Source organism: Armatimonadota bacterium, from assembly GCA_016869025.1.
In the GTDB taxonomy this organism is placed as follows: Bacteria; Sysuimicrobiota; Sysuimicrobiia; order Sysuimicrobiales; family Humicultoraceae; genus VGFA01.
This window is the reverse complement of record VGFA01000003.1, coordinates 23,286-42,935: the sequence shown is the minus strand read 5'-3', so window position 1 is coordinate 42,935 and position 19,650 is coordinate 23,286. Positions and strand designations below refer to the sequence as shown.

Here is a 19,650-nt window from a genome sequence, read left to right as displayed (position 1 = left end):
CCTCCGCACGATGGCCGGGCCGTAGGTGCATTGTACGTCCACGCGGCGTGACCGGCAAGGCGTGGGAGTCCGTAATCTGGAATCCGGTGACCGATGGAGGGACCAGGCGGCCTCTGTCGTAGTATCGAGTAGGTGAGCGCCATGCAGACGCGATGGATCCTGGCCATGGCTGGCGCGCTGGTTCTGGCAGCGTCCGGCACCTCCCTTCTTGGTGGCCCTGCTGACTGCGCCATCGTGGACGGCACCGGCATCGGTGGCGTGCGGCTCGGCATGACGGCGCGTGCCGCTCTGGCGATCACGGGTGCACCTCTGCGCGAGCAGGCCGTGGGATCGCGGGTGACCTACGCCCTGCGCGACCCGTGGGCGCAGATGATCGCCGACTACGGATTCGTGGAGAGGATCGCGACTAGATCGGCAGCGTGCCGCACCGCGCGCGGGGTCGGCCCCGGCTCCCCTGGTGCCGCGGTGCGCACCGCCTACGCTGACGCGGCCGCCAGCATCACCACTACGCTTCCAGAAGGAGACCTCCTATCCTACCCCTTTGCTGGCGTGGCGTTCCTTCTGCGCCGCGACAGGGTCGAATCAGTGGAGGTCTTCAGGGCCGAAGTAGGCCTGCGCGCCACCCCGGCGGCGCCCAGGCAGGCAGCCCCAGGGGCCCCCAGTCCCACACGCACCGCGGCTCCCGGGGGCTGGAGCGTTCGGGCATCATCTGCCCGCGTGGAAGATACCACGCTAGTCGTCACCGGCACAGTTGAGAACCGCGGCCGGCCAATGGTGGTCTACGCGGAGGTGCGGGCGTTTGACGAGGCCGGCCGCCGCGTGGCAGAGGGATCGGCCCCGCTGTATCCCAACCCGGTCCCCAGCGGAGGGACCTCTGGCTTCGAGGTGCGCCTTCAGGTGACCGATGTGGTCCGCCGGTATACGGTCACCATCAGGCCGACCGGACAGATCACCGGTGCCCTGGCCGAGCACGCCGGTGAGATCAAAGGCCTGGCGCAGTTCGCGCAGATCATCGGGAAGCAGTTGGAGGCGTCGGTGCAGTGGGTGGGCGGCACGCAGGGGTTCGTGGTGGTCGTGAGCAACCGCAGCTCGGTGGCCGTGGCCGGCGCCAGGGTCGTGGTTCAGATCGAGGGCACATGCCGCCTGGCGCTGCCGGCTCCCAGGTTCGTCCAGGACAGCCGCACAGGGAGTGCTGCTGTCGGCGCAATCCCTCCGGGCGGATCGGCCCGGGCCGCAGTTGATCTATCCCCGGGCATATGCCAGGAGTTCACCTCCTGGTCGGCCACCACGCGCATAGCAGACGTCCGCGTGACCGACTAACCGGACGGCCACAGCGGCCGCTCGGCCAGGGGGCCCAGGATACGCCGGTCGCCCACGCGCCGAGTCGCTCTAGCGGAATCCAGGTACTCCAGAAGCGCCAGGGCGGTCCTGCGATTCGTCTGTAACCGGTCCCGCAGCGACGCCACGGTCACGTCGGTTCCCACCCGGGCCATCTCGACGACCGCCTGTCGAACACGCTCGGCGGTTGCCGCGGCCAGCCGGAGGTCGGGTGCGACCTGCACAACCAGGCCCTCGTCGGCAAGCATCTGGAAGGCCCGATCCACCGCGTCAGGAGGGCCCAGGAGCCCAATCTCCTCGGCCGGGCTGGGTATGACACCCCGGCGCTCCAGAAGCATCAGGAGGGCCTCCCGCACGCGCCTGTCGCCCTCTCGAACCTGGGGCACGTGAGAGGCCAGCGCCACTAGGCCGCGGGCCTCGGCCAACCCTCCGCTGCCCAGCAGATCCGAGACCACAGCGTCAAACAGGCGGTCCGAGGCGCCTGCCTGAACCTTGCTCTTGAGCTCCTCCCGCGGCATACCGCGGCGCCACGGCACGGCCCGGTGGTGCCTCCCGAGCGTTTCCTCTATGATCCTGCGGGCTTCGCCTACGACCGATGCCGCGTAGAGCCGGTCGCCCACGGTCTGTACCAGGCCGTCTGCCAGCGCCTTCGCGAGTGCCTCTCGGGCGGCACCCTCGGGCACGCCGGACGCCGCTGCGACCTCGGAGGATGGCATCCCGCCACGGCCGCGCGCCGCAACAGCCGCGGCGACCAGTGCACCAACCCCGCCCTGCTCCACGGCTTCCATTTCTGCCGCATCCCCTGCCCGCCTGCGGCGCTGGGGCGGCGCCGGGTTCAGGACGATGCCGCCGCCTATTGTAATGGTGGGCGAGTAGCGCCGCACTACGAACCTGTCGCCGTGGACGGCAACCACGGGCCTGTCCATCCGGAGTTGGGCCAGCCCCTCCTCCCCAGGCCCCAGCGCAGTACGGCCGATCAGCGCCACGCGGGCAATCGTCTCGCCGGCGCCGATGTGAACGTGCAGCCGGGCGGCGTGCCGGAGCGTGGGCGCGCGCGGTAGCATCCTCAGCCTGACGTCCAGCCGGTCGGTGACCCGAAACGCGCCGGGTGTTGCCAGAACGTCCCCGCGGCAGACCTCGCTCTTCTCGATCCCGGCCAGGTTGACGGCGGCGCGGCTCCCTGCCGTGGCCTCCTGAACCGGCTCGCCGTGAACCTGGACTCCGCGCACCCTGGTCTCGCGGCCCGAGGGAAGCAGCACGAGCGTGTCCCCGTACCGGACGCGCCCGCTCCAGACCGTGCCCGTCACCACGGTCCCAAACCCTTGCATGGTAAACGAGCGGTCCACAGGCATGCGCACCGGTCCGTCGGCCGATCTTGCCGGCACCCCCTCTACCATCCGTTCGAGCACAGCCACAAGGCCTGCCAGCCCATCGCCGGTCTTCGCCGAGACGCGGACGACCGGCGCCCCGTCCAGGACCGTGCCAGCAACTAGCCCTGCCAGGTCCTCCTCGACCGCAGATACCCATTCAGGATCAGGGGCCAGGTCCATCTTGTTGATGACCACGACGCCGCCCCGGGGGCAGAGAAACCGCAGAATATCCACGTGCTCCCGCGTCTGGGGCATCGCACCTTCATCTGCGGCTACCACGAGCATGACCAGGTCAATACCACCTGCGCCGGCCAGCATGTTGTGGACCAACGCCTCGTGGCCTGGGGCATCCACGATACCCACGCGTCGGCCCCCGGGCATGTCCAGGTGCGCGAAGCCCAGGTCGAGGGTCATTCCACGCCGCTGTTCCTCTGCCAGCCGATCGGGGTCCGTGCCGGTCAGCGCCCGCACCAGCGCGCTCTTGCCGTGGTCTATGTGCCCGGCGGTGCCGATTGTGACGGGATGCATCAGCGGGCGGGGGCCGCGGCCCTGACCAGGGCCGGCAGCCGCCGGTCCTCCCCGGGCAGCACTGCCAGCACGTCCAGGAGCAGGGCTCCCTCGCGGAGGACCCCGACTACCGAGGTGGATCCCATCCGCAGGCGCGACGCCCACTCCTCAGGCCGCGTTGATGACGGGCGAATCCGAACTGCCCAGGAGGGAATATCGGCGCCGGGAAGCGTTCCCCCTCCTGCCTCCCCGCAGGTATCCACGACATCCACGGAAGCCACCTCGCCGATTCCCTTCTTGATGGCCCTGGCCAGACGCAACGCCAGCCTGCGCCTGGCTTCCGGGGTGCGGGCGAGCAGGGCGAGTATGGGGATCTCACGCCAGGCCCGATCCGGCTCCAGGTACGCGCGCAGGGTCGCTGCCAGCGCGGCCAGGTCCATCTTGTCTAGGCGCGCGGCCCTGGCCAGCGGGTGGCTGCGGCAGCGATCCACGGCGGCGTGCCGTCCCACGAGCAGCCCGGCCTGCGGCCCGCCCAGGAGCTTGTCGCCGCTGAAGATGACCAGATCCGGGCCTTCGGCAACCGAGGCCTGCACCGTCGGCTCCGCCGGAAGCCCGACGCGGGCCGTCTCGACCAGGCAGCCGCTGCCGAGGTCATGAACGACCGGTACGCCGCGGCGTCGCCCCAGTTCGACAAGCTCGGGCAGCGTCGCGTCGTGCACGAAGCCGCTCTGCGCGAAGTTGCTTCGATGGACCTTCAGCAGCATCGCCGCGTCCGGGCCCAGGGCCGCGGCATAGTCGGAGAGGTAAGTCCGGTTGGTCGTGCCCACCTCCACCAGACGGGCGCCGCTGGAATGCATCACGTCGGGCAGCCGGAATCCACCGCCGATCTCCACGAGCTCGCCGCGCCCGACCAGCACCTGACGCCCCGCGGCCAGGGCCGCCAGCGCAAGGACCACTGCCGAGGCGGCGTTGTTCACCGCAAAACCTGCCTCTGCCCCGGTCAAAGCGATCAGCAGGGGTTCCACGTGAACGGCCCTGTTGCTGCGCTCGCCGCTCTCCAGGTCTATCTCCAGGGAGCTGTAGCCGGATGAAACCGCTTCCACCGCGGCCTGCGCCGCCCTCGAGAGCGGCGCGCGTCCGAGGTTGGTATGCAGGATGATCCCGCTGGCGTTGATGACGCGCCGAAGACCATCCCCGAACTGCCGCCGCAACAGGGCGGCGGCGCGATCCACGATGGCCCCTGGATCCACGACTGCCTCTGGATCCACGCCCCTCTCGCCCTCCTGGAGCGCGCGCCGCGCCTCAGCCACCGCCTGCTGGGAGGCGAGCGTGGCCACCCTCCTGGGGAACTCCTCCAGCAGCCCGCGCCTGCGCAGTTCTGCCACGACCCGATCCACTGAGGGCAGCAGGCGCAGCGGCGGGCTGGCCTCGGTCACGGCGGATCAGCGCAGCAGCGTGCCCAACGCCGCGGCCAGGGCGACCACAACCGCTGCCACCACGACCAGGCGCAGCAGGTCCGCGCGCAGCCGTGGCATGAGGATCTCGCCGGTATCCGGGACGGCAGGGCCCCCGCCGGCTGCCGCCCGAAGGCGGGTGCTGCAACGCACGCACAGGGTACGCCCTGGGGGGTTGTCCGTACCGCACTTGGGGCACCGCATAGGAATGCTCCTCTCGTCTCTACCAGATCAGTCTTAACGAATCACCCTGCGAGCAGTTGCAGCGTCGGCGGCTCGGCCTGAGGGTGCCTGCCCGCCGCGGCCTCTCGGATCGGCGCGACTATGGATTCCGGGACATACTGGCTGCCCACGGGCACGCGCGTGGCCATGACGCCGCCGTGGAAGTCCGTGCCTCCGGTCATCAGGAGGCCCAGCCCCTTGGTCATACCCCTGTAGTGCTCCACCTGAGATGGGCTGTGGTCCGGGTAGTAGACCTCGAGACCGTCCAGACCGGCCCTGGCCAGATCGCGAATCATCTCATCATCTGTTCCCCAACCGGGGTGCGCGAGCACGGCCAGACCGCCGGCAGCGCGGATGATCTCGATGGCCTGGACCGGCGTCAGCTTGAGCCGCTCGGCGTAGGCAGGCCCTCCGCGACCGATGAAGCGATCGAAGGCATCGGCGGTGTCGCGCACGTGGCCGGCTTCCACGAGTGCCCGGGCCACGTGTAGCCGGCCGATCGCGCCCCCGGCCGCCATCGTGGCGATCCGCCCGTACGCAACCGGCACCCCGAGCGCTGCCAGCCTTCCAACCATGCGCGCCGCGCGATCCGCGCGGCCTTCTCGCAGCCGGGCGAGCAGCACCTGAAACCAGTTTCGCCGGTGATCCACGAAGTACCCCAGCACGTGGACCTCGCCTGCCTCGATGTCGCAGGAGAGCTCCACGGCCGGCCAGACCTCCACGCCTGTCTTCTTCCCCGCGGAGAGGGCATCGTCCACCCCGGCGGTCGAATCGTGATCGCAGATGGCGAGGAGTCCCACGCCCCGGGATCCGGCATCCATGACCAGAGAGGCCGGGTCCATGAGCCCATCCGATGCCAGCGTGTGGGTGTGGAGGTCAATCCGCACGCGGCTCGTCCCCGCTGAGGACCTGGATGCGTTCGATGGATGTGGCACGCCCGTCGCCCTCCACGGTCACCATTACCGCGTTGAGCATGACCGGGCCGGTGGCCACCTCAAAGCGCACCGGGAGCTGCGTCATGAACCGTTCCAGTACTGCCGTGCGGGCCATGCCGATGATCCCGTCGCGCGGCCCTGTCATTCCGACATCGGTGATGTAGGCGGTGCCCTCAGGCAGAACGCGCTCATCGGCGGTCTGCACGTGCGTGTGCGTCCCGATTACCGCGCTCACGTAGCCGTCCAGGTGCCATCCCATGGCCACCTTCTCTGACGTGGCCTCGGCATGGAAATCCACCACGACCGTGGGGAGCTCCGCGCGCAACCTGCGGGCGAGGTCACGCGCGGTGCGGAACGGATCGTCCAACTCCTGCATGAACACGCGGCCTTGCAGGTTGATCACGCCGATCCTGACGCCGCCCGCGGTCGTGATGGCCGCCGCGCCCCTTCCTGGCACGCCAGGGGGGTAGTTGGCTGGCCGCAGAATGCGGGGGTCCGCATCGAGCAGTTCGTAGGCCTCCCGGTTGTTCCAGACGTGGTTGCCGGCCGTGATAACGTCCACGCCGGCGGCAAACATCTCCTCCGCCACGCGCGCGGTCAACCCCCTGCCGCCTGCGGCGTTCTCCCCGTTGGCGATCACCGCGTCGAGACCCCGGGATCGCCGTAGCGTCGGCAGGTGCTCGGCAACGAGCCGCCTGCCTGGCTTCCCGGTGATGTCACCCACGAACAGGATCCTCACCCGGTCACCGCGCGTACTCCACGACCCGGGTCTCGCGGAGAACCGTGACCTTGATCTGGCCCGGGTACTTGAGTTGCTCCTCTATCTTGCGGGCCAGGTCGCGGGCCAGGATTGTGGCCGCGGTGTCGTCAATCTCCGCCGGCTTCACGATGACACGGATCTCCCGCCCGGCCTGAATCGCGTATGCCTTCTCCACGCCTCCGAACGAGGTGGCCAGCTCCTCGAGCGCCTGAAGGCGCTTGATGTACAGTTCGACCGTCTCCTTACGGGCCCCGGGCCTGCTCGCCGAAATCGCGTCGGCGGCAGCCACGATCACCGCCTCCAAGCATGAGGCTTCCTCCTCGCCGTGGTGATAGGCGATCGCGTTCAGGACCTCGGGGGGCTCGTGGTATCGCCTGCAAAGGTCGGCGCCAAGGGTCACGTGGGTTCCCTCGGCCTCATGGGTCAGGGCCTTGCCGATATCGTGCAGGAGCCCGGCCCGGCGGGCCAACTGGGGATCGGCGCCCAGGTGCGTGGCCAGCAGTCCAGAGAGCAGCGACACCTCCACTGAGTGGCGCAGCAGGTTCTGGCCGTAGGAGTGCCGGTACTTGAGCCGTCCGAGAACCTGGACCTCCTCCGGGTGCAGGCCGTGAACGTTTGCCTCAAACGACGCCTGCTCACCGTCCGTGCGCACGCGCTCCTCAACCTCAGCACGGGCCTTCTCGATTACCTCTTCAATCCTTCCCGGGTGGATTCGGCCGTCCGTCATGAGCTTCTCGAGCGCGACCTTCGCGACCTCACGGCGCACGGGGTCAAACGATGAGATCGTAACGGCCTCGGGGGTATCGTCAATTATCAGATCTACCCCGGTCAGGCTTTCCAGGGTCCGGATGTTCCGGCCCTCCCGGCCGATGATGCGGCCCTTCATGTCCTCGTTGGGGAGGGGGACGACCGATACGGTGACCTCGGCCGTGTGCTCGGCCGCGCACCGCTGAATCGCCAGGGCAAGGATCTCCCGGGCCCGCCGGTCGCCTTCATCCCGGGCCTCGTTCTCTATGCGACGTATGATCTGGATAGCCTCGTTCCGAGTGCTGGCTTCGACCGCGGAAAGAATCTGCGCCCGTGCCTCCTCAGAGGTCAGGCCTGCGATTCGCTCTAGTTCAACCTGCTGCGCGTGCTTCAGCCGGGTGGCTTCTTCGTGCAACTGGGCAACGCGTTGTTCGCTCTCTGCCTGATGGCGCTCGCGCTTCTCAAGGCCCTCGGTCTTCCGTTCTAGGTTCTCCTCTCGCTGTACCACACGCCGCTCTTGCCGCTGGAGGTCCGCGCGCTGCTCCCGGATCTCTTTCTCCGCTTCACGCTTGAGGCGGAACGCCTCGTCCTTGGCTTCGACGATGGTCTCCCGCTGTCTGGCTTCTGCCTCCTTCCTTGCTTCCTCAAGGATCTGTCGGGCGGCCACTTCGGCCGATCTTATTCGCGCCTCGGCGATGGTCCTGCGTAGGAGGTACCCGAGGAGGAGTGAGAGCAGGGCCACGACCACGGTAACAACGTACGGGCCCATGGCTTCGATGACGGTCACCTCCTTCGGTTGTGTTGGGTCGGTTCGGCATCACCCTCCGGTCTGGAAGGATACTTGCTGCACCTTCACTAGATTGTACCGAGCGACTGAAAACAGTGTCAAGAATCGGTCTGCGATGCCGGGGGCAGCGCGTCCCCGGCCTCCTCCGGGAGGGGGACGCCACCCAGGCCTCCCAGGCGGTCGCCGAAGCGGTCCATCGCCCGGCGCAGCAGCTCGTAGTTGCCCTGGGAGTGACGGAGCTGGGTGCCGAGCCTGCCGAGCAGATCGCGAATGCGCTCCATGTCCACGGCCAGGTGGGTCAGGCCCTCCCGGATCATCGCGGCCTGCTTCTCAACCTGGAGGCCCTTCAGGCCGTAGGCAATCGCCATCAGGTAGGCGTAGAAGGTCGTGGGCGAGACGGGAATGACCTTCTTGCTCAGGGCCAGCGAGTACAGCGCGCCGGCCTCGTCGCCGCGCATCACCGCTTCGTAGTAGACGTTCTCCGCCGGCACGTACATCAGGGCGAAGTCGTATGTGCCCTCCTGTGGCTGTATGTACTTCTCGGCGATTGACTTGACGTGCACCTGAACCTGGCGGTCAAACTCACGCCTGGCCCTCGTCTTCTCCTCGTCCGAGTCCGCCCGCATGATCAAGTGGAATGCCTCGAGGGGAAACTTCGAGTCCACCGGCACCAGGCTGCCGCCCAACCTGATCACGGCGTCCACCACCGTGCCGTCAGCGAAGCGGTACTGGGTCTCGAAGACCCCCTGCGGCAGCCCGTTCCGCAGCAGGTTCTCGAGCAGCAGCTCCCCCACCCCGCCGCGCATCTTCGGCGGCTGCAGGATCTGTTGAAGCGAAGCCAGGTCCTTTCCAAGGTCGAAGATCCGTCCGGCGGCTTCCTCGACCCCCTTCAGCCGCTCGTGCACCGTCGTCACCATGCCGGTGGTCTCGGTGAACCGCTGGCCTACCATCTGGAGGTTGGCATCGAGGCGCTGGCCCAGGCTCTCGTTGGCGCGCTGCACCATCAGCGTACTCTCCGCCAGCCGCTCGCTCACGGTCCGGCCCACCTCGTCAAGCCGCTGCGTCACCTGCCCGCGCAGGGCGTCGAGTTGTTGCTGCAGCAGAAGCATCCCTCCTGCCGGGGCCTCACGCCGCCTCTGGAGGGCCAGGGACGCGAGCACAGCGAGGACGGCCGCCGCGACTGCCGTCACCACCAGACTCACGATTTCCATGCGAGCCCGCCTCCCTCACCTGCCTGGGCGCAGGCTAGTCCTCCTCTGCCGTGTACGGGCATATCGAGGCAAAGGCGCAGTACCGGCACGCCCGGTAGTAGTCCGGGGTTGCGGCGAACTCCTGGCCGCGGATGCCGGCTGCCGACCGTTCGATCGCCTCGGTCGCCGCATCGAGCTTCGCCTGGGTGGGAGCGGCGGTTCCCACGAGCACATGCCTGGGTCCCAGGAAGTGGAGCTCCAACCGGTCAGGGGTGCGGCCATAGTGATGCCGGTAGGCGAGCGCGTAGATGTCGAGCTGCAGGCTCTCCTTCGCCCTGCGGTCGGCGTCCTTTTGGGCCCGCACGTCGGTGGTCTTGAAATCAATGATGACCACCTCGTCACTACCGCCGGAATCCGGTGCGGCGCGCAGGTCAACACGGTCCCAGCGGCCCCGCACCCGGGTGCTGCCTGCCTGAACCGCGAACTTGGCTTCCACCATGGTAGGAACCGTGCCGGACGCCTGCTGGAACGCCAAGAAGGTTCGCAGGACCTCGCGTCCCTCGGCCAGTCTCTGGTCCTCGTGCTCCCGGCTGATGAACCCCTCGGCAGCCCAGGCACGCTCGAATGCCTGGATCAGGTGCTCGGGCGCGACCGACTGTCCCCGCGCGCGCCGCCGGTTGTACTCCATGGCCCCGGCGTGAACGGCCGCGCCGTACACGACCCGGTGGTCACGCAACAGCGGAACGCGCAGCACGTGCGTGTACTTGTACTTCAGAGGGCAGATCTGGTAGTCGTCCACCTGGCGGAACGACAGGTGGACCGGTGCTTCGGACGGAAGGATGCCTGGCAACGACGGGGGCGCGTCGACAGGAGGGGCGTGCCTCTGGATGGCCTCGATCGCCGAGGCCCTGAAAGCCACCTGGTCCACCGTCGGCTCATCCAGGGCCTCCAGGATGAACCGGCTGAGCTTGCGCGGCCGGGAGTTCCCGTAGTCCCGTCCGCTCGTGAGCACCAGCCGTTGCTTCGCCCGCGTCATGCCCACATAGAACAACCGCCGTTCCTCTTGAAGATGGCCGTCCCCCGAGGGCAGGACTTCCTTGTCCCTCACCAGCTCATCGGGGATCTGCAAGGGCTCGGAGCGGCCGCGCGACGGAAACCGATCGGCAACGCAGTTGACCAGGAACACGACCGGGAACTCCAATCCCTTGGCCTTGTGCACGGTCAGGACCTGCACGCCGTCGAACTCCGTATCGGGTTCCGGGGACGGAGGATCGTCGCCGGCCGAGATCAGGTCCTCCATGCGCCGCACGAACTCGGGCACGCGATCGTACACGGCAACCTCACCGTGGCGTGCCACGATGTCGAAGAGACGCGCCAGGTTCGCCACCTTCACCTCGTCGCCGGGCTGCTCGGAGGTGGCCAGGCGGCGGATGTAGCCCGTGCGCGTGACCAGGTACTCGTACAGCACGCGCCCTGTTGGGTGGTGGCGCATCAGCGCGCGCATCTCGTCTAAGTCCTCGAGGAGGCGGGCAATGGAGACCCTGCTCTCAGGGGACAGCTCGGCGCTTAGCTCGGGGACCGTATGCAGGTTCCGGAAGGTGTGCTCCAGCGACCTGTGGCGCCGGTTCGCCTGGTTGAGTGCCAGCGCCATCTCGGTGCCGTTGACCAGGTAGAGCCCTGACGTTCCCAGGTAGTACATGCTCAGGTTGTCGGCAGGGTTGGCCAGGACGCGCAGGAACGCCAGCGCCACCCTGATCTCCTCGCGGTCGTAGAGGCCGCGCGTTCCGGAGAACCACCAGGGGATCGCGCGGAGGTTCAGGGCCCGCATGAACGGATCGGCATCGCGGTTGGCCCGCACCAGAATCGCGCAGTCCTTCGCCCGCCCGCCCGCATGGATGTGCTCGGCGATGGCCTCTGCCACGGCCTCGGCCTCGCTGGTGAGGGTATCGTGGTGGAGGTGCCTGACAAGCGGGCCGTCCGGCTTGCGCGCGCTGAGCCGCTTGTCGAGCTGGTTGCGTACCTCGAGGCGATCGGGGTTGTTGTGCTGGATCAGGCGGTAGGCGGCGTCCAGCACCGTCTGGGGCGATCGGAAGTTGTCGGTGAGCACCACCTGCGCGGCGTCGGGATACGCGGCCGCAAACCCCAGGATGTTGCTGATCGCCGCGCCACGGAACTTGTAGATCGCCTGATCGTCGTCTCCAACCACCGTGAGGTTGCGGTGCGCCGCGGCCAGGAGTTTCACGAGCTCAAACTGCGCGTGGTTCGTGTCCTGGAACTCGTCCACCAGGATGTAGCGAAACCGTTCCTGATACCGCCGCAGAATCTCGGGGCGGTCGCGGAACAACCGGAGGGGGATCGAGATCAGGTCGCCGAAGTCCACCCGACCCGCCTCGCGCAGCAGGCGCTGGTATGCAGCGTAGGTCCTGGCAATCTCGAGGTGCGCTCCGGCATCCTCCCCTGGTGCGGACCCGTCGCCGCCTGCCTGGCTGTCCAGTACGAGGCGCTCAGCGAACGCCTCGTACGCTTCCGGGGATATGTCCTCGTCCTTCGCGCGGGCGATCAGGGTGAGCAGCGCGTCAACGTACCGCGTCGGATCGCCCAGAGGCCTGTATCTCTCCAGCGGCATCTCGAAGAGCCGGTCGCGGGCGAAGATGAACTGCTCGGGCCGTGACAGCACCCGGAAATCAGGCACCAGCCCGGCCTCAAGCGCCTGCTCGCGCAGCACCCTGTCGCCGAAGGCGTGGAACGTGCTGATCCACGCATCCACGTAGCCGTAGGGCACGAGCTGGTCCACGCGCGCCTCCATCTCCCCGGCCGCCTTGTCGGTGAACGTCAGCGCAAGGATCTCAGAGGGGCGCGCGCGCCGGCTGGCGATCAGCCACGCGATGCGCCGCGTGATAACCGTCGTCTTCCCAGTGCCCGCGCCGGCCACGATCAGCAGGGGGCCGTCGCCATGGGTCACCGCGGCAAGCTGGCTCGGTGTGAGACCCTCCAACGCCCGTCCGGCCGCATCGTCGCCTGCCTGCGAGTGGTCCCCGGACGCCAGGTCGAGGGAGAGCTGGCCCGGCTGCTGCTGTCCTGATTCAGTCCGAGGAGTCGTCATCGGGGCTGCCCTCGCCGGGCGGTCCTACCTTCCGAAGAGCGCGTGCGATTGTGCCGGACGAATAGCCGCGGCGCTGCAACCATCCCACCAGGCGCCTCCGTGCGACGTTTGGAGGAAGCCCCCTCAGGCGGCGCAGGCGATCCCCTGCCTGGCGCAGTGCCATGGCCTCCTCCTGTTCTGGAAGCAACTGAGCCGCCAGCGCCTCGGCAATGACCGCCGGCGCAACGCCGCGTATGGCCAGCTCCGTTCGTAACCTCCGCGCGCCGCTGGGCCGTAGGGCCAGGCGGTCGGCGATCCACGCGCGCGCGAACCGCGCATCGTCTATCCATCCTGACCGCGCGAGTTCGCCGATTGCGGCAAGTGCTTCATCCCGCGGCACTCCCCGCCGGCGCAGCGCGCTCTCCAGCTCCGCGCGGCTGCGCAGCCGCCGTTGCAGAAGGCCCAGGGCTACGGTCCTGGCCCTCTGGCGCTCCGCGGCGCTGACAAGACGGCCGACCACCTCCGGGGCAATGGCCTGGCCCTCGGCCAGGCCAAGCGCACCGACGGTCCGGGCGTCTACCTGGAACCGTCCGACGCCCTCGATCTCTACCCGGCACACCCCGGGCTCGCGCGCGGAAACCCGCAGGCGCGCCACCCGCGGGCTCATGCGTCCGGCCGCAGGGCTGCGCTCCGTCGGCTACCCTCGAGGCTTCGCCGGCACCAGGCGCGCCGCTGGCGCAGGGCGGGCGGCAGCCGGAGCGGGTCGGGCTTCCGGTTCGGCCGGCGAGGCCACCGCGGCCTCCCTTGTGCGAAGCAGTCCGCGGGACTCGCGCACGCGGCGGTCAATCTCGCCGGCTACCTCTGCGTTGCTGTCCAGGAACTCGCGCGCGTTGTCGCGCCCCTGTCCCAGACGCAGGTCGCCGTAAGTGAACCAGGCCCCCGAACGCTGGACCAGACCCGTCGCCGTGGCCACATCGAGGATGCTCGCGCTGCGCGAGATCCCGTGGCCGTAGTAGATATCAACCTCCGCATCGCGAAACGGAGGGGCGACCTTGTTCTTGACGACCTTGACGCGGGCCCGCATCCCCCGGACCTCGTCCCCGCTCTTGAGGTTCTCGATCTTGCGTATCTCCATGCGGACCGACGAGTAGAACTTGAGCGCCCTGCCCCCGGTAGTGGTCTCGGGGTTTCCGAACATCACCCCGATCTTCTCGCGGATTTGGTTTATGAAGACCACGATCGTGCGCGACCGGCTGATGGTGCCGACCAGTTTCCGGAGGGCCTGCGACATGAGGCGCGCCTGCAGCCCGACGTGGGCGTCGCCCATCTCGCCCTCCAGTTCCGCGCGCGGCACAAGGGCTGCCACGGAGTCCACGACGACGACGTCCACGGCGCCGCTGCGCACGAGGGTCTCGGCTATTTCCAAGGCCTGCTCACCGCTGTCGGGCTGGGAGAGGAGCAGGTTGTCTACGTCCATTCCCACTGCTTTTGCATACGTGGGATCGAGCGCGTGCTCCGCGTCAATGAACGCCGCGACGCCCCCTTCGCGCTGCGCCTCAGCGATGATGTGGTAGCCGAGCGTGGTCTTGCCAGACGCCTCAGGGCCGTAGATCTCGACCACGCGTCCCCTGGGAACGCCGCCGACGCCCAGCGCCAGATCGAGACCCAGGGCCCCGGTCGAGATGACCTCGACCTGGAGCCTTGCGCTGGCTTCGCCCAACTTCATGATGGAGCCCTTGCCGAACTGCTTCTCTATCTGGGAGAGGGCCAGGTCCAGAGCCCGTTGGCGCTCAGTCATCTCCTCCGACCTCCCCATAACACAGTAGCCAAAGAATACCAAACAAATGTTCGCGTGTCAATCCCGCAATCGCTCCCCGACCCGGCCGATATACCAGATTTGGGGCCTACGTACCCGTGGAGTTCAATCCGTGGCCCAGAAGGACCTTCTCCCGAGGCGTGTAGATCGGACCGTCAGGCGTCAGCCGGCTCTCCATGACGGTAACCGCCCTCACCCACTCCTGACCGACCGCGGAATCGCGGTGCGCCCGGACGGCCCGCACCAGATCCCCCCACTGGCGGTTGTCCTTTGCGCGGCCCAGGGTCAGATGGGGGCGGAATGGCTTTGGATCTGACGGCAGGCGTTCCCGGTCCAGCGCCGCCTTCACTTCCCCGGCCAGGCGCCCGAGGGCCTCAGCCCCCTCGGTGCATCCGACCCAGACCACCTGGGGCCGCTCCAAACTTGGAAAGGCACCCAGGCCGCCAATATACACCTGGAAGGGCACGATCCGGCCGGCCGCGTTGCGCGTCGCCACGACCGCGCGGGCCACCTGTGCGGCCGGGATCTCGCCCAGGAAGGACAAGGTGTAGTGCAGGTTTTCCGGCCTGACCCATCGGAGCGCAGCCCCGGCCGTACGCAGCCGTTCCTGTATCTCGGCCACCAGGCGCCGGGATTCGTCGCTCAACTCAACCGCAATGAAGGTCCTGTAGAGGGTCATCGCTCAAGCACCGAAAGCCGGATGAGGTTGAGCGCGGCCTGTGCGGCCAGGTGGCGTATTCCTGCTCTGCCGGCCTCGGCGCCGAAGCGAACCTCCTCGGTGCGCGTGCCGGCGTCCGTTGCAGTGGCGAGATACACCAGCCCGACCGGCTTGGCCGGCGTGCCGCCGTCGGGCCCGGCTATGCCCGTGACGGCCACGCCGACGCGGGCTCGCGCCCGCGCCCGGGCGCCCTCGGCCATCGCCCCGGCCACCTCGGCGCTGACAGCGCCGTGCGCGGCGATGGTCTCTGCCTCCACGCCGAGATCACGTACTTTCGCCTCGTTGCTGTAGGCCACAAACCCGGCCAGCATGAACGCCGAGCTGCCCGGGATCTCGGTCAGGCGCGAGGCCAGCACGCCTGCCGTGCACGACTCCGCGATCGCCAGGGTCAGTCCTCGCTCAATCAGGAGCCGGGCTACCGCGGCCTGCAGCGTCTCGTCGTCCACGCCGAAGACCGCATCCCCAAGTCTCTCCCTGAGCCCGGCTTCGGCCTGGTCTATCAGGGCGGATGCCGTGGCGGGCGGACCCTTGGCCGTGATCCGCAGGTGAACCTCCCCCAACTTGGCAAGCGGCGCCACCGTTGGGTTGGCGCCGTGCACGAGGTCCCGAACCCGTTCCTCGACCAGCGACTCACCCATGCCGGCGATGCGCAGCACGCGCGACCGGATGACCTGATCTCCAACGCGCTCAGCCAGCCAGGGCACCAGCCCATCGGCGACCAGCGCCTCCATCTCCGCCGGCACACCGGGAAACATGAAGACCACCTGCTGGCCGATAGGAACGAGCAGGCCCGGCGCGGTGCCTCTTCGGTTTGGAATGACCTGCGCCCCAGATGGTATCTGGGCCTGCCGAAAGACCGAGGCCACGGGCGTTCGGCCGCGCCTGGCGAAGAAGCCGGCGATACGGTCGGCGGTCTCCTCGTGGCGGACCATCGGCAGCCCTGCGGCGAGCGCCACTGCCTCGGCCGTAAGGTCGTCCTCGGTGGGCCCCAGGCCTCCTGTCGTGATCACAAGATCCGACCGTGTCAACGCGAGGCTCACGGCCGCGCGGACGCGCTCAAGGTTGTCGCCCACGGTCTGCTTCGCGAGCACGTCCACGCCATAAGATGCCAGGAGCCTCGCCAGATAGGTCGCGTTTGTGTCGGTGATCTGCCCGAGGAGCAGCTCGGTACCAACGGAGATCAACTCAGCGCGCATCGCGTCCTGACGACTCCCCGACGCCTCTCACGGAGGTGCGCCCGGCTGGAAGGTTCGATCCACAACCTCACCCGGCCGCCCGTAGGTTCCGAGTGCAGATCCGTTCACAACCAGGGTAACGGCGCCGGCGTTGCCCGCGCGGAGCGAGATCGGGGTTCGGCTCTGCCACCGCATCACGCCTCCGGCATTGATGAACCCTTCGAAGAGGGTCCCCCTCCCGGCCTGAACGAGCAGCCAGGATCGGCCCGTCGCCCGCACCTCGACCGTCACTTCCCGGTCCGCGGGCGTGGCGCCGGATGGTGGCTGCGCCTCTCGTGGCCCCACCTCCGGAGGGGAAACCGGGGATGGAGCCGGGGCCGCCGGCGTGGCTGCGCCATCCGGCGGGGCGGCCGACGGCACGGGCTGCGCGAACTCCCGCAGCTGCAGGGTCATGAGAACGACCGTTGCGAGAAAGACAAGGAGCGCCACGAGCACGAGGGAGATCGCGCGCCGCTTCAGCGGCGACGTCGCTGCCACCGTAACGATAGCCGATCCCATGCGCTGCCAGCCCTCCGGCCGTTCTGCTCCCTCCGCTGCCATGGCCGCGTTGAGACTCCGTACCAGGGGCTCGGGATCCACGCCCAGCTCGCCTGCCACGGTCCGCAGGAACCCGCGGGTGAACGCCACAGGAGGCAGCGCGCCCAGGCGCCCTTCCTCGAGCGCGACAAGGTAGCCGGTGCTGATCTTCGTGCGGGCGTGCAGCTCGGCCAGGGAGATGCCGCGGGCCGCGCGTGCTGACCGCAGGGTGGCGCCGATTTGGGCGGCGTCGTGCTGGTCCTGGAGCCGCGGCGACGTTGTCACGTTATCCTTGTTTTCCTTTTCCGTGCCGCGCGTCCCTGCCCGGGTGGGAGATCTCCACGGCCACCGCCGCGGCCAGCGATGCGTTGGCCTCCAGGACGGCAAGGTTGGCAGCCAACGCCTCACCTTCCGTGACCTCGGCGATCTCCCTCAGCAGATAGGGGGTCAGGGCTGCGCCGCCCACCGCCGCGGCCCTGGCCCGCTCCAGAGCCGTGGTGACAGCGCGGGACAGCCCCTGCCCATCCATCGCGACCTCCGGAGGAGGGGGCTGCACCACGAGCAGCGCCGACGGATCGCGCATCTCTGCCTTGGACTTCGCGATCGCGGCCACATCGCGGGCGGTCTCGACGCGGCATGACACCGCGATGCCTGTGGAGCGCGCCAGGAACGCGGGCAGCGTATCGGTGCGAAAGCCGACAACTGAGACACCCAGGGTGTCCAGGGCCTCCCAGGTCCAGTGGGGATCGCAGATCGCCTTGGGTCCCGCGCACACGACGACCAGCGGAAAGCGGCTCAGCGCAAGCAAGTCCGCCGAGATGTCCCGGCTGGCCTCGGCCCCGATGTGAACCCCACCGATCCCACCGGTGGCCATCACCCGGATGCCCGCGGCATGGGCGGCAACAAGGGTGCCGGCCACCGTTGTGCCGCCGGACTGCCGCAGCGCAACGGCCGCACCCAGGTCACGCGAGGAGATCTTCACGACGCCCGCATCGAACAGAAACCCTACGTCGGAAGGATCAACCCCGACCTCCACGCGGCCCTCTCGTACCGCGACCAGGGCAGGAACCGCTCCAGCGATCCGAACAGTCCCATCTAGGCGACGGGCCAGCGCGCGGCCCTGCGCCTGCGGCAGGCCGTGCGAGAGCACAGCGCTCTCAAGAGCCACCACCCCTCCGCCTGCGTCGAGGGCGGCGGTGATCTCCGGCGCGATGCGAATCCAGGAGGATGCGGGCGGGGTCATGTCCGCAGTAGGGCGGCGAGCGCCGCCGGGGTGTTTTCGGAAGATTGCACCACGCAGGCCGCCGCTGAAACGGCCAGACCCGCCGTCTGGGCCGGTGTCATGCCGGTCAGGTAGCCGTGCACCGCGGCCGCAGCGACCGCGTCGCCGGCTCCGGTAGGATCCACCATGGAAACGCGGACGGCCGGCTCGAACGCCATCCCATCAGGCGCCACCACGCCGACGCCCCCTTCACCCTGCGTGATAACTGCGCGACCGGCGCCGGCAGCCACCAGCGCAGCGCCCAGGACCTGCCAGTCTGGCTCCCCTACCACCCCTGCCAGGACGCCGGCCTCATCGCGGTTGCACACCACTGCCGCAGCGCCGCGGAGCGATGACCGTAGCCGCACCGCTTTGTCAGGCGAGGTGGCCAGAAGGACGCGCGGCACGCTGTCTGCCATCGCTACCAGGAATGCCTGGGCGTCCTGTGAGAGGTTGGCGTCGTTCACGAGAACCCCGGCCGCGGCAATTGCCCGACGCCAGGGCTCCAAGTCGGCCGGGCGCAGCGACTCCACCGGCCCGGCATCGGCGACGCTCCAGGAGGCGTCATTGCACTTCCCCACGGTAACGAACAGCCCTGTGGGCTGCGGGCGGACCAGGAGACCGCCCGTATCCACGCCCTGACAGGCCGTGGCATCCACCAGCCAGCGGCCCAGCGGATCGTCCCCCACCGCGGTCAACAGGGTCACCCTGTGGCCCAGGCGGGCCAGGTTCACGGCGACGTTGCGCGCGGCTCCGCCGGGCAGCAGCCGCGCCTTCCCTGGCACGGACCGGCCCGGCTCCAGCGTGCCCGAGGCGGTGGCGCGCACGTCCACCAGCGCACCGCCGACCAGTACGATGCCGCCTTGCATCATGCGTCTCGTTGGCCGGGCGGTCCCTGAGATGAACCCCGGGCACCGATTGAAAGCACCTGGTCCACCAGGTACTGCTTGCAGAAGTCGCCCGAGCTGATCCACCGCATGAATCCTTCGGCTCCAAGAATGGAGCGCCTTATCTCGGCCGCGGACATGCCGGCGGCGCGCAGCCCCACAACCCGCTGGCAGACCTCCTCCCAATAGGCAAGCTTGCCGCGCAGGGCTCCTCGGCCGTCGTCCATCACCGCGCCGAGGCCGCAGAACAGCCGGGTGACCGGGAGGGCGGCGACGCGGCGCAGCGATTCAAGACTATCGCCCAGCCGCTCGTCCCGTCGCAGGTACTTGACCCGCTCACCCAGGAACAGGTCGGCACTGAACAGCCAGCCCTCCCGCTCCTCGAACAGCACCACCTGGTCGGTGCTGTGTCCGGGCGCATGGAGGACGTGAAAGGAGTACCGGTCTGTGGCAACGCTGTCTCCCAGCGGAAGGGGATCGTATGGGGCCGGCCTCCCCCACACCACCCGCCGATAGAGCGGGAGGTGCGCATCCGGGTGCCGCAACCGCTCGATCCCCAGTGGATGGATGTGTGCCTGGACCCCGAAACGTGCGCCTATCGCCGCGTTCCCTCCGACGTGATCCTCGTGATGGTGCGTGTTGACCAGTTGCGTGAGGCCGCTTCCGTCCAGCGCCGCCGCGAGCTCACCGGCCGTATGCACGCAGCCCGTGTCAATCAGCAGGCCGTCCACGTGATAGGCGCACGTCCAGTAGAGGGGCCGCCTGGCCAGGGCCCGCGCCATGCGGATCTGGGTCACGGGTCCGTACCGGCGGATCAGTATCACG

The 19,650-nt window shown here is 68.7% G+C and carries 16 protein-coding genes; 1 reads left to right on the top strand and 15 read right to left on the bottom strand.

From position 1 onward, the window contains the following. The first annotated feature begins 141 nt into the window (after positions 1 to 141). A complete protein-coding gene (locus tag FJX73_02745; protein MBM3469695.1) occupies positions 142 to 1,320 on the top strand; it encodes a hypothetical protein in 1,179 nt (392 codons plus the stop codon). Here FJX73_02745 and selB read toward each other — a convergent pair. From selB to FJX73_02670, 15 genes are all read right to left on the bottom strand, one after another. Continuing rightward, positions 1,317 to 3,236, bottom strand: coding sequence for a selenocysteine-specific translation elongation factor (selB, locus tag FJX73_02740; protein ID MBM3469694.1), 1,920 nt, complete (start codon positions 3,234 to 3,236; stop codon positions 1,317 to 1,319). The genes FJX73_02745 and selB overlap by 4 nt on opposite strands. Next, positions 3,236 to 4,651, bottom strand: a complete 1,416-nt coding sequence (locus FJX73_02735) for an L-seryl-tRNA(Sec) selenium transferase (protein MBM3469693.1) — start codon at positions 4,649 to 4,651, stop codon at positions 3,236 to 3,238. Before FJX73_02735 ends, selB begins: the two co-directional genes overlap by 1 nt. Before the next feature lie 263 nt (positions 4,652 to 4,914). After that, entirely contained in the window at positions 4,915 to 5,778 is an 864-nt protein-coding gene (locus FJX73_02730; GenBank protein MBM3469692.1) for a PHP domain-containing protein, read from the bottom strand. Further along, positions 5,768 to 6,565: a TIGR00282 family metallophosphoesterase gene (locus FJX73_02725; protein MBM3469691.1), complete on the bottom strand. Its 798-nt coding sequence runs from the start codon at positions 6,563 to 6,565 to the stop codon at positions 5,768 to 5,770. The genes FJX73_02730 and FJX73_02725 overlap by 11 nt, the downstream gene beginning before the upstream one ends. A 4-nt stretch (positions 6,566 to 6,569) precedes the next feature. Further along, the gene (rny, locus tag FJX73_02720; GenBank protein ID MBM3469690.1) at positions 6,570 to 8,102 is read right to left on the bottom strand and encodes a ribonuclease Y; all 1,533 of its coding nucleotides are present in this window, start codon (positions 8,100 to 8,102) and stop codon (positions 6,570 to 6,572) included. 116 nt (positions 8,103 to 8,218) lie between these two features. After that, positions 8,219 to 9,331: a DNA recombination protein RmuC gene (rmuC, locus tag FJX73_02715; GenBank protein MBM3469689.1), complete on the bottom strand. Its 1,113-nt coding sequence runs from the start codon at positions 9,329 to 9,331 to the stop codon at positions 8,219 to 8,221. Positions 9,332 to 9,365: 34 nt separating this feature from the next. Then, on the bottom strand, positions 9,366 to 12,413 hold the full coding sequence (locus FJX73_02710) for an ATP-dependent helicase (GenBank protein MBM3469688.1): 3,048 nt from the start codon (positions 12,411 to 12,413) through the stop codon (positions 9,366 to 9,368). After that, positions 12,394 to 13,059 (bottom strand): regulatory protein RecX, encoded by a 666-nt coding sequence (locus FJX73_02705; protein MBM3469687.1) that lies wholly within the window; start codon positions 13,057 to 13,059, stop codon positions 12,394 to 12,396. Before FJX73_02705 ends, FJX73_02710 begins: the two co-directional genes overlap by 20 nt. A gap of 30 nt (positions 13,060 to 13,089) precedes the next feature. Continuing rightward, the gene (recA, locus tag FJX73_02700) at positions 13,090 to 14,190 is read right to left on the bottom strand and encodes a recombinase RecA (GenBank protein MBM3469686.1); all 1,101 of its coding nucleotides are present in this window, start codon (positions 14,188 to 14,190) and stop codon (positions 13,090 to 13,092) included. 106 nt (positions 14,191 to 14,296) lie between these two features. Next, positions 14,297 to 14,887: an RNA 2',3'-cyclic phosphodiesterase gene (gene thpR, locus FJX73_02695; protein ID MBM3469685.1), complete on the bottom strand. Its 591-nt coding sequence runs from the start codon at positions 14,885 to 14,887 to the stop codon at positions 14,297 to 14,299. Next, positions 14,884 to 16,122 (bottom strand): competence/damage-inducible protein A, encoded by a 1,239-nt coding sequence (locus tag FJX73_02690; protein ID MBM3469684.1) that lies wholly within the window; start codon positions 16,120 to 16,122, stop codon positions 14,884 to 14,886. The genes thpR and FJX73_02690 overlap by 4 nt, the downstream gene beginning before the upstream one ends. Before the next feature lie 27 nt (positions 16,123 to 16,149). After that, a complete protein-coding gene (locus FJX73_02685; GenBank protein ID MBM3469683.1) occupies positions 16,150 to 17,085 on the bottom strand; it encodes a DUF4115 domain-containing protein in 936 nt (311 codons plus the stop codon). After that, positions 16,964 to 17,920 (bottom strand): pseudouridine-5'-phosphate glycosidase, encoded by a 957-nt coding sequence (locus FJX73_02680; protein ID MBM3469682.1) that lies wholly within the window; start codon positions 17,918 to 17,920, stop codon positions 16,964 to 16,966. The genes FJX73_02685 and FJX73_02680 overlap by 122 nt, the downstream gene beginning before the upstream one ends. Beyond that, positions 17,917 to 18,810 (bottom strand): hypothetical protein, encoded by an 894-nt coding sequence (locus FJX73_02675; GenBank protein ID MBM3469681.1) that lies wholly within the window; start codon positions 18,808 to 18,810, stop codon positions 17,917 to 17,919. Before FJX73_02675 ends, FJX73_02680 begins: the two co-directional genes overlap by 4 nt. Continuing rightward, a complete protein-coding gene (locus FJX73_02670; GenBank protein MBM3469680.1) occupies positions 18,807 to 19,649 on the bottom strand; it encodes an MBL fold metallo-hydrolase in 843 nt (280 codons plus the stop codon). Before FJX73_02670 ends, FJX73_02675 begins: the two co-directional genes overlap by 4 nt. Between the last annotated feature and the right edge of the window lies 1 nt (position 19,650).

Excerpts from the sequence above, each read along its gene's own strand:
- FJX73_02745 (MBM3469695.1), top strand. The coding sequence starts at position 142 with ATGCAGACGCGATGGATCCTGGCCATGGCTGGCGCGCTGGTTCTGGCA.
- selB (MBM3469694.1), bottom strand. The coding sequence starts at position 3,236 with ATGCATCCCGTCACAATCGGCACCGCCGGGCACATAGACCACGGCAAG.
- rny (MBM3469690.1), bottom strand. The coding sequence starts at position 8,102 with ATGGGCCCGTACGTTGTTACCGTGGTCGTGGCCCTGCTCTCACTCCTC.
- rmuC (MBM3469689.1), bottom strand. The coding sequence starts at position 9,331 with ATGGAAATCGTGAGTCTGGTGGTGACGGCAGTCGCGGCGGCCGTCCTC.
- FJX73_02710 (MBM3469688.1), bottom strand. The coding sequence starts at position 12,413 with ATGACGACTCCTCGGACTGAATCAGGACAGCAGCAGCCGGGCCAGCTC.
- FJX73_02705 (MBM3469687.1), bottom strand. The coding sequence starts at position 13,059 with ATGAGCCCGCGGGTGGCGCGCCTGCGGGTTTCCGCGCGCGAGCCCGGG.
- recA (MBM3469686.1), bottom strand. The coding sequence starts at position 14,190 with ATGACTGAGCGCCAACGGGCTCTGGACCTGGCCCTCTCCCAGATAGAG.
- thpR (MBM3469685.1), bottom strand. The coding sequence starts at position 14,887 with ATGACCCTCTACAGGACCTTCATTGCGGTTGAGTTGAGCGACGAATCC.
- FJX73_02690 (MBM3469684.1), bottom strand. The coding sequence starts at position 16,122 with ATGCGCGCTGAGTTGATCTCCGTTGGTACCGAGCTGCTCCTCGGGCAG.
- FJX73_02680 (MBM3469682.1), bottom strand. The coding sequence starts at position 17,920 with ATGACCCCGCCCGCATCCTCCTGGATTCGCATCGCGCCGGAGATCACC.
- FJX73_02675 (MBM3469681.1), bottom strand. The coding sequence starts at position 18,810 with ATGATGCAAGGCGGCATCGTACTGGTCGGCGGTGCGCTGGTGGACGTG.